We start from the raw sequence: 14282 nt of genomic DNA, 5'->3' as shown, positions 1-14282 counted from the left end.
AAGGCAGCCGGATATCAATATTATGCACCCGCTTATGCCGCGCCGCTCATGCCTTGTCCAGTGATTCCGCTTTGCCTGCGGTCATTTCACCCGCATCTTGAAGCCGATATGGCTGCGCTCGAAACCGAGGCGTTCGTAGAACCGGTGCGCGTCGACACGCGCCGCGTTTGACGTGAGCTGGACCTTCGACGCTCCCTTCTGCCGCGCCTCCGCGATCGCGTGGCGAACCATACATTCTCCGATGCCGAGGCCGCGCATGTCCTCGCGCGTCCGTACCGCCTCAATGACGAGGCTGGAACTGCCGCGGCCGGGGAGCGATATCAAGCTCGCCGTCTGCAATGTTCCGACGACCTCGCCTTCGAGCAGAGCGACATAAAGGGCCTGGTAACAAGAGGCACGGATTTGTTCGAAGGCGGCTAGATAGTCACGGAAGACTTCCGGTTCAGTCGTATCGCCGTGTCCACCGACCCTGTCACTCGCGAAAAAGCGCAATGATTGCCGGCAGGTCCGCCGGTTCGGCTTCGCGAATATCAACATCCACCGTCATTTCCGTTTTCCCGCCCGTGTGCCGGCCGCCGCAACGTTAGGAAAGACGCTTCTCCAGAATGAGCGCGGGCACGCCGGATTCCTCGTCTCCGCAACTCGCTGTCCTGCCGACTTCGGAGAACCCATGCGCCCGGTAGAATGCCAGGGCATGCAGGTTTTGCGGTTCGACTTCGAGCTGCATGAGCTCCGCATCGGGAAAACAGGTCTCAAGCTCTGCGAACATCTCCCTGCCGATACCGTGCCGTTGATACTTCGGCAGAACATAAAGCTGGTGAAGGATGACGGTCTTTTTCAAGGTATCCGACATCGCGGCGTAGCCCATGCCCGCCAGTTCGCGGCCATTATCCGCAACGACAAACTCCGCATTCTTCCGATGCAACCGGGCTCTCAGAGCCCCGATCGAATGCCATTTGGCCGTCAATTCATTGACCTTGTCGACGCCGTAGAAGGTGTCGTAGGTCGCATGCCATGTCTCGGCCAAAAGGGCGCACACCTTTTCCAGGTCGCGATCGCTTGCCGTACGGACGAAGAACACCGCTATTCCTCGATGCCAAGCTTGGACTTGACCAGGGCCTGGACCGCCTGCGGGTTCGCCTTACCGCCGGTGGCCTTCATCACCTGGCCGACGAACCAGCCGGCAAGCGACGGCTTAGCCTTAGCCTTTTCCACCTGATCGGGATTGGCGGCGATGATTTCGTCTACCGCCTTCTCGATGGCGCCCGTATCGGTGACCTGCTTCATGCCACGGGTCTCGACGATCTCCGCCGGATCCCCGCCCTCGTTCCAGATGATCTCGAAGAGATCCTTGGCTAGTTTTCCGGAAATGGTCCCGGCTTTGATGAGATCGATGATACCGCCGAGCTGGGCAGGAGAAACGGGAGTCTCTTCAATGGTTTTGCCGGCTTTGTTCAACGCACCTAGCAAGTCGTTGATGACCCAGTTCGCCGCCGTCTTGCCGTCACGCCCTTCGGCCACGGCCTCGAAATAGTCAGCAATCGCCTTTTCGGATACGAGCACCGAAGCATCGTAGACGGAGAGCCCGAGATCGCGAACGAAGCGCTCCTTCTTGTCATCAGGCAGTTCGGGAATATCCGCCCTCAGCGCCTCCACGAAAGCGTCGTCGAACTCGAGCGGCAACAGGTCCGGATCCGGGAAATAGCGATAGTCGTGCGCCTCCTCCTTCGAGCGCATGGAACGGGTCTCGCCCTTGTTCGGATCGAAGAGCCGGGTTTCCTGATCGATTACGCCGCCGTCCTCCAAGATCGATATCTGGCGGCGCGCTTCGTATTCGATCGCCTGGCCGACGAAACGAATAGAATTGACGTTCTTGATTTCGCAACGCGTGCCGAAGGGCTCGCCGGGGCGGCGAACGGAAACATTGACGTCGGCCCTCATCGAGCCTTCGTCCATGTTGCCATCGCAGGTGCCGAGATAGCGGACGATCGAGCGCAGCTTGGTGAGATAGGCCTTCGCCTCGTCCGACGACCGCATGTCAGGCTTCGACACGATTTCCATCAGCGCCACGCCCGAGCGGTTGAGATCGACGTAAGACATCAAAGGCTGCTGGTCATGCATGGATTTGCCGGCATCCTGCTCCAGATGCAAGCGCTCGATGCCGATCTCGACATCTTCGAACTGGCCCTGACGGTCCGGGCCGATGGAAATGATGATCTTGCCCTCGCCGACGATCGGATCCTTGTACTGTGAGATTTGATAGCCCTGCGGCAGATCCGGATAGAAATAGTTCTTCCGGTCGAAGATGGAGCGGTGGTTGATCTGGGCCTTCAAGCCGAGGCCGGTGCGCACAGCTTGCTTCACGCATTCCTCGTTGATGACCGGCAGCATGCCGGGCATCGCCGCGTCGACGAGCGATACATTGGAGTTCGGTGCGTTGCCGAATTCCGTCGACGCTCCCGAGAACAGCTTCGAATTGCTGAGTACCTGGGCATGGACCTCCATGCCGATGATGACTTCCCAGTCGCCGGTGGCTCCGGGAATGAAGCGTTTCGGATCGGGTGTGCGGACGTCGACAATGCTCATGTCATGCTCTTCTTTGAAGCCTGAATTCGAGGTTTCTCGGTAGAGCAATTGATCCGCCGGTGCAAGGCTTGAGAGCAGCCGGCCGGCCGAGGCGTCGCTTCTTGCCGACGTCCGAGCCACGCCGTCCTGCTGCCGCTGAAGATGCCCCGACATCATCTTGACGGTCACGCTGCTCTTCCCTAGAAATCCTGACGTCCGAATGGAGTCTTTATGTACCTTGAGTCTGAGTCCCGGTAAGGGCCCCTGCCCGCATCAATAGGATTGCGCGCGCGGGCCGGAAACGTGAACCCCGCTTATCTCACGATTTGCGGAACGTTTTCTGCGTTCTCAGGAACGCCATTCCGGAATACTCAACCATGGACATTTCACGCGCAGAACAGCGCATTCTTCACCATTTGGCCCAGGGCGGCCGCATTGAAATCACCCGCGATGGCAAAGCGATCGCGGAAATTCGCTGCTTTACGAGAGACGGCTGGGTCTATCCTGGCGTTGATCTCGAGCTTTTCCGCAAGCTGAAACGCAAGAGGGCGATCAAATCGTCGGCCGGTAAGCCCTATCGCATTACCGAACGCGGACTGCATCTCGTCAGATCGGAGCTCGACAACCGCTGAGCACCGGCAAAGCGCCCAACCTGCAGGTTGGATACCGGGGGTGTCGCCCATCTCCGGTATCCGGACAAAGAGTCGGCCGATCTCGGCTCAGGTCACTTCTGGCTCGCAGCCTCTTTACGCGTCACCACCACTTGGCCGGCGTAAAGCGGCCGGCTGCCTGTTCGATGACATGCGCCGTCTTGAACAGCGTTTCTTCTTGGAACGGTTTGCCTATGAGCTGCAGCCCGAGCGGCAGGCCCTTGTGGTCGAGCCCGCCCGGCACGGCAATGCCCGGAAGCCCCGCCATGTTAACCGTCACCGTGAAGATGTCGTTCAGGTACATCTTGACCGGATCGGCTGCGAGATCCTCGTCGGCGATGCCGAAAGCCGAGGAAGGGGTCGCCGGTGTGAGGATCGCATCGACACCAGCGTGAAAGGCAAGCTCGAAGTCCCGCTTGATCAGCGTGCGGACTTTTTGCGCACGCAGGTAATAGGCATCGTAATAGCCGGCCGAGAGGACGTAGGTACCGATCATGATGCGGCGCTTGACCTCCTGGCCGAAGCCGGCGGCGCGCGTCTTCTCATACATGTCGATAATGTCCTTGCCGTCGATGCGCAGGCCATAGCGCACGCCGTCGTAGCGCGCGAGGTTGGAAGACGCCTCGGCAGGCGCGACGATGTAATAGGCAGGCAGCGCATACTTCGTGTGCGGCAGCGAGATGTCGACAATCTCGGCGCCGGCATCCTTCAGCCAGGCAACACCTTGCTGCCAGAGCGCCTCAATTTCCTCCGGCATGCCTTCTACACGATATTCCTTCGGAATACCGATCTTCATGCCCTTGATCGACTGGCCGATGGACGCCTCGTAATCCGGGACCGGAAGGTCGACGGAGGTCGTGTCCTTGGGGTCGACGCTTGCCATCGACTTCAGAAGGATCGCCGTGTCGCGCACGTCGCGCGCAATCGGCCCGGCCTGGTCCAGCGACGACGCGAAGGCGACGATACCCCAGCGCGAGCAGCGCCCGTAGGTGGGCTTGATACCGACGGTGCCGGTGAAAGCCGCCGGCTGGCGGATCGAGCCGCCGGTGTCGGTTGCCGTGGCGCCGGCGCAAAGATGGGCTGCGACCGCAGCCGCCGAGCCGCCGGAGGACCCACCCGGAACGAGGTCGAGATTCGAGCCCTTGGCGCGCCACGGGTTCTTCACGGGACCGTAATAGGACGTCTCGTTGGAGGAGCCCATGGCGAACTCGTCCATATTGAGCTTGCCGAGCATAACCGCACCGTCATTCCAGAGATTTTGGGTGACGGTCGATTCGTAGCGCGGCTTAAAGCCGTCGAGAACGTGGCTGCAGGCCTGTGTATGAATGTCTTCGGTACCGAACAGATCCTTGATGCCGAGGGGGATGCCTTCGAGAGCGCCGGCCTTGCCGGCCGCAATACGGACGTCGGAAGCCTTGGCCATTTCACGCGCCTTTTCCGGCGTGACAGCGATGTAGGCGTTGATCGTTTCGTTGGCTGACTCAATCGCGGCGAGATAGGCATCGGCCAGTTCGACGGCGGTGATTTCCTTGGCGGAAAGCTTCGCGCGGGCTTCGGCGATCGTAAGGCTCGTGAGTTCGGTCATGGTGCAATCGGACTTTCGCAATAAGGGGTCGGGGCGGGAGACAGCTCGTTACTCGACCACCTTGGGCACGACGAAGAAGTTGCGGTCCGAATTCGGCGCGTTGGCAACGATGTCGTCCGCCTTGTCGCCGTCCGAAACGATGTCGGGCCGCTTCTTTATCTTCATGGGCATTACCGAAGTCATCGGCTCGACGCCTTCGACATTGACTTCGGAGAGCTGCTCGACGAAGCCGAGGATGCCATTGAGCTCGCCCGTCATGCGCTCGGCTTCCTGTTCGCTGACGGCGATTCGGGCAAGGCGCGCGACGCGCTTCACGGTGGCAATGTCTACGGACATGATCGTCTCCGGTATCTGAAGATTTCCCCCCGCTATAAAGGCGAGTTGCATGGCGTGCAACGGGGGAATCAAGGGGCCGTCCGCCTAAGGCGGCCGCATAGGGCTTTCGCTAGGCCGTGACTACGTCGCCCACCTCGGGCGTTGCGACAAACGTAGAGGCGCCGTCCATACCGGCTATGAAGGTTTCCGGCGTCTGGTCGATGATCGGGAACGAACGGTAGTGACACGGAAAGACAGTGCCGAACTTGAAGTAGCGCTGGCATGCGAGAGCCGCGACGGCACCGCCCATGGTGAAGCGGTCGCCGATCGGCACCATGCCGATATCCGGCTCGTGCAACTCGTTAATCAGCGCCATGTCGGAGAAGATATCGGTATCGCCCATGTGATAGAGCGTCGGCTCATCATCGAAGTGAAGAACCAGACCGTTGGCGTTGCCGAGCGAATGAGAGACACCATCTTCGGTGATCTGCGCCGAGGAGTGAAGCGCATTGACGAACGTTGCCGAGAACGCACCGAGCTGGATGGTGCCTCCGGTGTTGCCGGGCTCCAGCTTCGACAGGCCCTGCCGACCGAGCCACATGCAAAGGTCGAAATTGGCAAGGACCGTCGCCCCCGTTTCCTTGGCGATCGCCACCGTGTCTCCGACGTGGTCGCCATGGCCGTGCGTCAGCAGGATATGCGTGAGCCCTGCCGTCGCCGCCTTGCGCTCGCTGTCGCGAAACGCCGGATTGCCGCTGAAGAACGGATCGATCAGGATCTTGGACTTCGCGGTCTCGATATGGAAGGCGGAATGGCCCAGCCATTTGATCTTCATGAGATTCTCCTTCGACCATGATGGATTCGGATCAATCCAGCGCGGTCGCTTCTGATAAGTTGACGACGGTCGAAAACCGCTGCCGGCGTTTCCTCGATCCGCTCTTGTGATTTGTCTCGTCGGCCAGCATATGGATCAAACGAGATCATTGGAAAGATCGAATCGGCAAATCTCATGGCAATTCTCACCATCGAAGAACTGGCGGCATGGCTGCCGCCCCGCCAGGCGGTCGCCGGTCTGGATCTTGGCACGAAGACGATCGGCGTGTCGGTGTCCGACCTCGGGCGGCGCTTTGCGACGCCACGCGGCGTGATCCGCCGCGTCAAGTTCGGCGTCGATGCCGAGGCTCTTCTCTCGATGGCTGCAAGGGAAAAGATTGCGGCCTTTATCATTGGACTACCCATCAACATGGACGGCAGCGAAGGGCCACGCTGCCAAGCCACCCGGGCCTTCGTGCGGAATATGGGAGAGAAGACGGACATTCCCTTCGTGCTCTGGGACGAAAGGCTTTCGACGGTCGCGGCGGAGCGGGCCTTGATCGAGATGGACGTTTCCCGAAAGAAGCGAGCCGAGCGCATCGACTCGGCTGCCGCCTCCTTCATCCTTCAGGGAGCGCTGGACAGATTGGCCTCGCTCGCGGCCGACAGCGATTCCGGCGATTGAGCCGCGGCGAAACGGGACCGATACCACGCGACGATCTGCCGGCGTTTCCTGAGCGCGACGAGAGCAAATACGATCAGGCTGTCGACAACCATCGCCCGGGCAACAAGCGGCGGAATGCTCTCCGGCGGAATTCCGAGAACATGCCCGTAGACGCGAAATACCAGATCATGCGCCTCGCGGGTCAACATGAAGACGCCGAAGCTCATGTCATGGTACGATAGGCCATACCAGCCGGTCAAAAGCACCACGGGGCCGCCCCAGAAGATCAGAAGCCACTTCATGCTGCCCTCCCCGCGCTCGGCTCGCGAAACAGCGGGTAAATCGCGCGTTCCGCCAGAACAAACGCGACCAGCGCAACCGCGAGGCTGCCTATGTCCAGCGCCAGTCCGGCAAAAAACATCATTGTGATGATCAATAAGCCAGTTCTCACCGAGCCGCTCCGCTCCGGATTTCCAGTGAATTGCGAAGCAGTATCTCCGCGCTCGGCGGCCCTGCGCAACGTAAACCATTTGTTAAGGTTAATATTCACAGACGAACTCCGGCTTGCGGGCGGCAATCCGGCGAACTATGCCTGTCGCATGATTCTTTAGATCGGAACCGATTTAAGGGCAAAATCATGCGGTAATTCAAAGTGCTACAGCGACCTTTGTGCGTCTGATCAGACGCGCGGCGCCGTAGGCCCTCCTTCTGCTCGGGCTCGTCATGACGATTATTTTCGAAAGCATTCTGCCTGTCTTTCTGCTCGTGCTTCTCGGCATCTGGCTTCGGCGGACGAAGCTCATCGACCAGGGACTTTGGGTCGGGCTTGAGCAGTTCGGCTATTATCTCCTCTTTCCGGCGCTGCTCTTCTCGACGTTGGCGCAGGCGGATTTCACCGGAATGAAGGCGGACGCGACGGCGATCGCGACGATCGGCAGCGTGACGCTGATGGCGGCAGCGCTCCTCCTCACCTGGCCTTTCCTGCGCAGCAGGCGGATTTCCAGCGCCTCCTTCACGTCGATCTTTCAGACCGCGACGCGCTGGAACGGGTTCATGGCGCTCGCGATCGCACAAAAGCTTTACGGCGCGATCGGCCTCAGCCTGACCGCGCTGGTAATGACGCTGATCATCATCCCGATCAACTTCTATAATGTTGCCGTGCTGGTCTGGTTCAGCGGGCGCAGCCGCGGGCTCGGATACTTCTTTTTGAAGATCATCACCAATCCGCTCATCGTCTCGTCGGCACTTGGGATATTGTTCAATCTCGCAGGTGTCGAGCTCTATACGCCCGTAATGACGGCGATCGACATGCTGGCGACCGCCTCACTCAGCCTCGGTCTAATCATGGTCGGCGCCGGCCTCAAGATCGCGGATGCCTTGAAGCCGAGCGGAGCCGCGGTGCTCGCGGTGGCGCTCAAGCTGATCGTCATGCCTGTCTTCATGGTCGGCGCAAGCGCCCTGCTCGGCATCCGCGGCGATGCCTTGCTGGTCATCGCCCTTGGTGCTGCCGTTCCGACCGCGATGAACGGCTATCTTCTTGCCAAGCAGATGGGAGGAGATGCGGAGCTTTACGCCGCCGTCGCCACGGTACAAACGGCCGTGTCGTTCTTCACCATACCGCTCGTCCTTTCCATCACCCGTTATGTCGCTGCCGGATAGAGCAGATCGAGCACGTAGGCCGAATCAAAGCGCGAATCGAGCATGCCGTAGGTCGAGCGCCAGCCGGCAGCCAGCCGCGACTCCAGGAACGCATCGGCGATGCGCCCGGCTCCGAGCCGATAGAGTTCGGCCGCGGCCGCAGCGAGCGCCAGTTGCTCGACCAGCATGCGCGCCGCGCCTTCATCGCGCTCGCAGAGTGACATGGCTGCACGCAGGACTTCGACCGTCTTTCGACCGGCAGGGCCAAGATCACGACCGAAGACCGCGAAGAGCTGCTCGAACAGTTCCTTGCCGCGTCCGAGCACCCTCAATACGTCGAGCGCCATCACGTTGCCGGAGCCTTCCCAGATCGCGTTGACCGGCGCCTCGCGGTAGTGGCGGGCAAGCGCCCTTTCTTCGACATAGCCGTTGCCGCCGAGGCACTCCATCGCCTCGTAGATCAAGGCGGGGGCGATCTTGCAGCACCAGTATTTCGCCACCGGCGTCATAATGCGGGCGTACGCGGCGTCCTCGGCACTGCTGTGGGCCTTGTCGAAAGCCTCCGCGAGGCGGAACGAGAGCGCACTTGCAGCAGCGACGTCGAGAGCCATGTCAGCGAGAACCCGCGTCATCATCGGCTGGCTGACAAGCGCCTTGCCAAAAACCTTGCGACCGCGGGTGTGATGCACGGCCTCGGCGAGCGAGGCGCGCATCATTCCGGCCGAAGCCAGCGCGCAATCGAGCCGCGTCAGGGTGACCATGTCGAGAATCGTGCGGATGCCGGCGTCCGGCGCTCCAAGCAAGAACCCGAAAGTATCCGAAAACTCGACCTCGGTGGACGCGTTGGAGCGGTTGCCGAGCTTGTCCTTCAGCCGCTGGAAGCGCAAGCCATTGGCGCCACCGTCCTCGAGCAGCCGGGGCACCAGGAAGCAACCGAGTCCCTCGCGTGTCTGTGCGAGCATCACGAAGGCGTCGCTCATCGGCGCGGACATGAACCACTTGTGTCCGTTCAAACGGTAGATGCCCTCGCCCACGCGTTCGGCGGTAGACGTGTTGGCGCGCACATCCGTGCCGCCCTGCTTTTCCGTCATACCCATGCCAATCGTGACAGCGGATTTCTGCATCCACGGCCGGTTGGACGAATCATACTTGCGGGAGAGGATCTTCGGCGCCCATTCCTTCTGGACGGCAGGCGAGGCGGTGATCGCGGCAACCGAGGCGCTCGTCATCGTCAGCGGGCAGAGATGGCCGCATTCGAGCTGCGCCGTCAGATAGAAGCGGATCGCCCTCGCCTTGTGCGATCGACCCTGCTCGTCCGGCAAATTCTCCCAGGCGGACGAGTGCAATCCGGTCGTCATCGACCGGCGCATCAGCGCATGCCAGGCCGGATGGAACTCGACGACATCGAGGCGCTCGCCGCGCGGCCCGTGGGTCCTCAGCTTCGGAACGCCCTCGTTCGCCATGCGTGCCAGCTCCTGCGCCTCCGGCGAGGTCACATAACGGCCGAGCGCGTCGAATTCGTCGCGCAGCGCCTTGGGCATGCTCGAGGTGATATCGACCACCAGCGGATCGGAACGATAGGCGTTGATACCGGACCAGGGCTTGGGCTGGTTCAGCTCGGCGAGTTTCTGTTCGGTCCGGTTCATCTGATTCATGCGCCGGTTCTAGCGCAAGTTTCGCGGGTGCGAAACAGGCGCGCGGGAAGATCACCGGCCCCGCACAAGTTTTCCTCGCAAGGCGCCGTGCGCCGCTTGCCGCGCCAGGGGCCACGCTTTATAGAGCGAGCCAAATTCCAGAAATGCAAGGGCGGCTTATGATCACTTTCCCGCATCGCCACCTGCTCGGCATCAAGGGGCTGACGGAACAGGATATCACGCTCCTGCTCGACCGCGCCGACGAAGCCGTCAAAATCTCCCGGCAAAGGGAGAAGAAAACGTCGACGCTGCGCGGACTGACGCAGATCAATCTCTTTTTCGAGGCCTCGACACGGACCCAATCCTCGTTCGAACTGGCCGGCAAGCGGCTCGGCGCCGACGTCATGAACATGTCCGTCGGCAACTCCTCGGTGAAGAAGGGCGAGACGCTGATCGATACCGCGATGACGCTGAACGCGATGCACCCGGATGTGCTCGTCGTCCGGCACTCTTCGGCCGGCGCCGCGGCGCTGCTCGCCCAGAAGGTCTCCTGCTCCGTCGTCAATGCGGGCGACGGTCAGCATGAACATCCGACGCAGGCGCTCCTCGACGCGCTGACGATCCGCCGTGCCAAAGGCAAGCTTTCCCGGATCATCGTCGCGATCTGCGGCGACGTGCTGCATTCGCGCGTTGCCCGGTCCAATATCCTGCTCCTCAACCAGATGGGTGCGCGTGTGCGTGTCGTCGCACCGGCGACCTTGCTTCCCGCCGGGATCGCCCAGATGGGTGTGGAGGTCTACCATTCCATGGCGGAAGGCCTGAAGAACGCGGACGTGGTAATGATGCTTCGCCTGCAGCGCGAGCGCATGGCCGGCTCCTTCGTGCCGTCGGTGCGCGAATATTTCCACTACTACGGCCTCGACGCGGAAAAGCTGAAGGCGGCGAAGGACGATGCGCTGGTCATGCATCCGGGGCCGATGAATCGCGGCGTCGAGATCGCCTCCGAGATCGCAGACGGGCCGCAAAGCGTCATCGAACAGCAGGTGGAGATGGGGGTCGCCGTTCGCATGGCAGTGATGGAAACGCTTCTCCTCTCGCAGAACCAGGGGCCGCGCCTATGACCAGACCACTCGTTCTGAAAAATCTGCGTATAATCGATCCATCCCGAAATCTCGACGAGACAGGCACTGTCATCGTCGGGAGCGACGGCCGGATCCTTGCGGCAGGAAAGGATGCGCAGAACCAGGGCGCACCGGACGGCGCGTTCGTGAAGGATTGCGCCGGCCTCGTCGCCGTCCCAGGTCTCGTCGATGCGCGGGTCTTCGTCGGCGAGCCGGGCAGCGAGCACCGTGAGACGATCGAGTCCGCAGCAAAGGCCGCAGCGACGGGCGGGGTCACTTCGTTCATCGCCATGCCGGACACCGATCCCGTCATCGATGAGATCGCACTCGTTCAGTTCCTGCAGAAGACCGCCCGCGACAGGGCGCTCGTCAACGTCCACCCGGCCGCCGCCCTCACCAAGGGATTGCTCGGCGAAGAGATGACCGAGCTTGGATTGCTTCGCGATGCCGGCGCTGTCTGCTTCACCAACGGCAGGGAGCCGGTTCACGATACGCTGGTCCTTCGTCGCGCCATGACTTACGCGCGGGAATTTGGTGCAGTGATCGCGCTTGAAACCCGCGACAAGTACCTCGGCGCCAATGGCGTCATGAACGAAGGACTGCTCGCAAGCTTGCTCGGCCTTCCAGGCGTGCCGCGCGAGGCCGAGATCATCCCACTCGAGCGCGACCTGCGCATCGCCGGTCTGACCAGGGCCGCTTACCACGCCGCCAAGATCTCCGTTCCCGAATCGGCCGAGGCGGTCCGCGTGGCGCGCGAGCGTGGGACCAATGTCACCTGCGGCATCTCGATCAACCACCTGACGCTGAACGAGAACGACATCGGCGAGTATCGGACGTTTTTCAAGCTGTCGCCGCCGCTGCGCGGTGAGGACGATCGGGTGGCGATGGTCGAGGCGCTTGCCAACGGCACGATCGATATCATCGTCTCCTCGCATGATCCGCAGGACGTGGACACCAAGCGGCTGCCCTTTGCAGATGCTGCGGATGGCGCGATCGGCCTCGAGACGCTGGCGGCGGCCGCCCTCCGGCTCTATCACAGTGGCGAGGTGCCGCTGATGCGGCTGATCGATGCGGTGTCCACGCGCCCGGCCGAAATTTTCGGCCTCGCCGCCGGTACGCTGAAACCGGGCGCGAAGGCGGACATCGCCGTGCTGGATCTCGACGAGCCGTGGGTTCTTTACAAGGAAGCCTTGGTCTCCCGCTCAAAGAACACGCCTTTCGAAAATGCGCGCTTTACCGGCCGTGTCGTGCAAACCTATGTTGCCGGTAAACTCGTTCATTCATTGTGAGCCGAACGGGTTAGGCGGGGAGGAACCGATGGATATGTTTTCCTGGCAGCTCGGACTGCCTGCAACGCTCTTGTGCCTCGTCTTCGGCTACCTTCTGGGCTCGATACCCTTCGGCCTCATTCTCACCCGCATGGCGGGACTGGGCGACGTTCGCAAGATCGGCTCGGGTAATATCGGCGCGACTAACGTGCTCAGGACCGGCAACAAGAAGCTTGCCGCGGCCACACTGCTCCTGGACGCCCTTAAGGGAACGGCCGCTGCCGCGATCGCGTCCCAGTGGAGTATCGACGCCGGCATCGCCGCCGGCCTTGCTGCCTTTCTCGGTCATCTCTATCCCGTCTGGCTTTTCTTCAAGGGCGGCAAGGGCGTCGCGACCTATATCGGCGTGCTGCTCGGCCTTGCTCCGGTCATGGTGCTCGTGTTCGGCGCGATATGGCTCGCGATGGCGAGGATCACGCGTTATTCCTCCCTCTCGGCCCTGGTTGCAACCGCCATTACTCCGATTGCGCTTTATGCAACTGGACACGGAAACGTGGCTGTGCTCTTTGCCGTAATGACGCTCATCACCTGGATCAAGCATCGTGCCAACATCCAACGATTGCTGAGCGGCACCGAAAGCAGGATCGGAGAAAACGGATAATGCTGAACGCCAGCGCTCAACGAACCGGGGTCGCGCTGACGGAACGGCAGAAAATCGCTTGGCTGCGCCTGATCCGCAGCGACAATGTCGGCCCCGCCACGTTCCGGGACCTGATCAATCACTTCGGTACGGCAGAGGCCGCGCTCGACGCATTACCCGAGCTTTCCCGGCGCGGCGGCTCGGCTCGGGCAGTTCGCGTCGCAACTGCTGCCGATGCCGAACGGGAACTCGAGGCGGCGTATCGGTTCGGCGCCGTGTTCGTCGGCATCGGCGAACCCGACTATCCGCCCGCCTTGCGGCAGATCGACGGCGCCCCTCCACTTCTTGCCGTCAAAGGCAATCTCAAGGCGGTAACCCGCCCCTCACTCGGCATCGTCGGTTCGCGCAACGCCTCGGTCAGCGGAGCGAAATTTGCGGCCATGATCGCCCGCGACGCGGGTATGTCCGGCTATGTCATAAGCTCCGGGCTTGCTCGCGGCATCGACACCGCCGCCCACCGCGCCAGTCTTCAAACCGGCACCGTCGCCGCGCTCGCCGGCGGGCTCGATCAGCCCTATCCGCCCGAGAACGTTGCGCTGTTGCAGGAGATCACGTCCGGTGAAGGATTGGCGATCAGCGAAATGCCTTTCGGCTGGGAGCCGCGTGCACGCGATTTTCCGCGGCGCAATCGGCTCATAGCCGGAGTGAGCCTCGGCGTTGCCATCATCGAAGCGGCCAGCCGCTCTGGTTCGCTGATCACCGCTCGTTATGCCGCCGATTTCGGCAGGCTTGTCTTTGCCGTCCCGGGCTCCCCGCTCGATCCGCGCTGTCATGGTACCAACGACCTCTTGAAACAGGGTGCGATCGTCACGACATCTCCGGCGGATGTGCTCGAGGCGCTAGCTCCCCTTAGCCGCGAAGATCTTTTCGCCCGTCTCAACGTCAAGGAGCCGGCAGTTGAAGACAGCCGGTCGACGCCTGCGGCACCGGATGATAGCGACCGCGCCCGAATTATCGAGGCGCTCGGACCGACACCGGTCGCGATCGACGATGTCATCCGCCATACGGAGCTTTCCGCCTCGCAGATCCATCTGGTGCTTCTGGAACTCGATCTTGCAGGCCAGCTCTCGCGGCACGGGGGGAACCTAGTATCTCTCGCGCCGCAGGAATGACCTTTCGACCGGCCGCCGTTTGCCACATCGGGGCACCTGCAAAACAGGAAGAGAGACGACCTCTGGTTGCGTAACGGCGAATGTTGCCGTTTGGTTGCGGTCGCTCGCGATATCGCTATTTTCAGGGAACCCTCTTGACCGCGCCCGAATCCCTGTCCATTTCGTGGCGTCAATAATCGGCGCGCAGGGCTTGCGCTTTGCCAGAACAGATTGTCTC

Annotated in this window: 15 protein-coding genes and 1 pseudogene; 7 read left to right on the top strand and 9 right to left on the bottom strand. The window is 61.6% G+C overall.

Annotated features, from left to right (window positions below):
- Positions 1-81: 81 nt before the first annotated feature.
- The 3 genes and pseudogenes from PYH37_RS17810 to gatB form a co-directional block, all read right to left on the bottom strand.
- Positions 82-547: pseudogene (locus PYH37_RS17810) on the bottom strand (N-acetyltransferase family protein).
- A 36-nt stretch (positions 548-583) separates the two neighbouring features.
- Positions 584-1081, bottom strand: a complete 498-nt coding sequence (locus tag PYH37_RS17805) for a GNAT family N-acetyltransferase (RefSeq protein ID WP_280732795.1) — start codon at positions 1079-1081, stop codon at positions 584-586.
- A gap of 2 nt (positions 1082-1083) precedes the next feature.
- Positions 1084-2586: an Asp-tRNA(Asn)/Glu-tRNA(Gln) amidotransferase subunit GatB gene (gene gatB, locus PYH37_RS17800; RefSeq protein ID WP_280736083.1), complete on the bottom strand. Its 1503-nt coding sequence runs from the start codon at positions 2584-2586 to the stop codon at positions 1084-1086.
- A 356-nt stretch (positions 2587-2942) separates the two neighbouring features.
- Here gatB and PYH37_RS17795 point away from each other — a divergent pair, with 356 nt between their 5' ends.
- Positions 2943-3197, top strand: coding sequence for a YjhX family toxin (locus tag PYH37_RS17795; RefSeq protein ID WP_280732794.1), 255 nt, complete (start codon positions 2943-2945; stop codon positions 3195-3197).
- A gap of 121 nt (positions 3198-3318) precedes the next feature.
- Here the strand turns inward: PYH37_RS17795 and gatA are convergent, their stop codons facing one another.
- The 3 genes from gatA to PYH37_RS17780 all read right to left on the bottom strand — a co-directional run bounded on the left by gatA (position 3319) and on the right by PYH37_RS17780 (position 5950).
- On the bottom strand, positions 3319-4800 hold the full coding sequence (gene gatA, locus PYH37_RS17790; RefSeq protein WP_280732793.1) for an Asp-tRNA(Asn)/Glu-tRNA(Gln) amidotransferase subunit GatA: 1482 nt from the start codon (positions 4798-4800) through the stop codon (positions 3319-3321).
- Positions 4801-4848: 48 nt separating this feature from the next.
- Complete coding sequence (gatC, locus tag PYH37_RS17785; RefSeq protein WP_280732792.1) at positions 4849-5136, bottom strand: Asp-tRNA(Asn)/Glu-tRNA(Gln) amidotransferase subunit GatC; 288 nt, start codon at positions 5134-5136, stop codon at positions 4849-4851.
- A 109-nt stretch (positions 5137-5245) separates the two neighbouring features.
- The gene (locus PYH37_RS17780; RefSeq protein ID WP_280732791.1) at positions 5246-5950 is read right to left on the bottom strand and encodes a metal-dependent hydrolase; all 705 of its coding nucleotides are present in this window, start codon (positions 5948-5950) and stop codon (positions 5246-5248) included.
- 174 nt (positions 5951-6124) lie between these two features.
- On the opposite strand from PYH37_RS17780, the gene ruvX reads away from it, so the two are divergent.
- A complete protein-coding gene (gene ruvX, locus PYH37_RS17775) occupies positions 6125-6613 on the top strand; it encodes a Holliday junction resolvase RuvX (RefSeq protein WP_280732790.1) in 489 nt (162 codons plus the stop codon).
- Here ruvX and PYH37_RS17770 read toward each other — a convergent pair.
- Positions 6556-6894, bottom strand: a complete 339-nt coding sequence (locus PYH37_RS17770; protein WP_280732789.1) for a DUF6105 family protein — start codon at positions 6892-6894, stop codon at positions 6556-6558. The two genes, ruvX and PYH37_RS17770, sit on opposite strands and share 58 nt — an antisense overlap.
- Positions 6891-7028 (bottom strand): hypothetical protein, encoded by a 138-nt coding sequence (locus PYH37_RS17765; protein ID WP_280732788.1) that lies wholly within the window; start codon positions 7026-7028, stop codon positions 6891-6893. The genes PYH37_RS17770 and PYH37_RS17765 overlap by 4 nt, the downstream gene beginning before the upstream one ends.
- A gap of 287 nt (positions 7029-7315) precedes the next feature.
- Between PYH37_RS17765 and PYH37_RS17760 the strand changes: the two genes are divergently transcribed.
- Positions 7316-8251 carry an AEC family transporter gene (locus tag PYH37_RS17760; protein WP_280732787.1) on the top strand — a complete coding sequence of 312 codons (936 nt, stop codon included), beginning with the start codon at positions 7316-7318 and terminating at the stop codon, positions 8249-8251.
- Here PYH37_RS17760 and PYH37_RS17755 read toward each other — a convergent pair.
- A complete protein-coding gene (locus PYH37_RS17755) occupies positions 8233-9885 on the bottom strand; it encodes an acyl-CoA dehydrogenase family protein (RefSeq protein ID WP_280732786.1) in 1653 nt (550 codons plus the stop codon). The two genes, PYH37_RS17760 and PYH37_RS17755, sit on opposite strands and share 19 nt — an antisense overlap.
- A 158-nt stretch (positions 9886-10043) precedes the next feature.
- Here PYH37_RS17755 and PYH37_RS17750 point away from each other — a divergent pair, with 158 nt between their 5' ends.
- Genes PYH37_RS17750 through dprA form a run of 4 tightly spaced genes read left to right on the top strand, consistent with a single transcriptional unit; the run spans position 10044 to position 14065 of the window.
- A complete protein-coding gene (locus tag PYH37_RS17750; protein WP_280732785.1) occupies positions 10044-10985 on the top strand; it encodes an aspartate carbamoyltransferase catalytic subunit in 942 nt (313 codons plus the stop codon).
- The gene (locus tag PYH37_RS17745; RefSeq protein ID WP_280732784.1) at positions 10982-12274 is read left to right on the top strand and encodes a dihydroorotase; all 1293 of its coding nucleotides are present in this window, start codon (positions 10982-10984) and stop codon (positions 12272-12274) included. Before PYH37_RS17750 ends, PYH37_RS17745 begins: the two co-directional genes overlap by 4 nt.
- A gap of 28 nt (positions 12275-12302) precedes the next feature.
- Positions 12303-12914: a glycerol-3-phosphate 1-O-acyltransferase PlsY gene (gene plsY, locus PYH37_RS17740; protein ID WP_280732783.1), complete on the top strand. Its 612-nt coding sequence runs from the start codon at positions 12303-12305 to the stop codon at positions 12912-12914.
- A complete protein-coding gene (gene dprA / locus PYH37_RS17735) occupies positions 12914-14065 on the top strand; it encodes a DNA-processing protein DprA (protein WP_280732782.1) in 1152 nt (383 codons plus the stop codon). The genes plsY and dprA overlap by 1 nt, the downstream gene beginning before the upstream one ends.
- The last annotated feature ends 217 nt before the right edge of the window (positions 14066-14282 follow it).

The organism is Sinorhizobium numidicum (assembly GCF_029892045.1).
GTDB classification, from domain to species: Bacteria; Pseudomonadota; Alphaproteobacteria; order Rhizobiales; family Rhizobiaceae; genus Sinorhizobium; species Sinorhizobium numidicum.
Note: the sequence above shows the minus strand (reverse complement) of the source record. Positions and strands in the feature narration are given on the sequence as shown.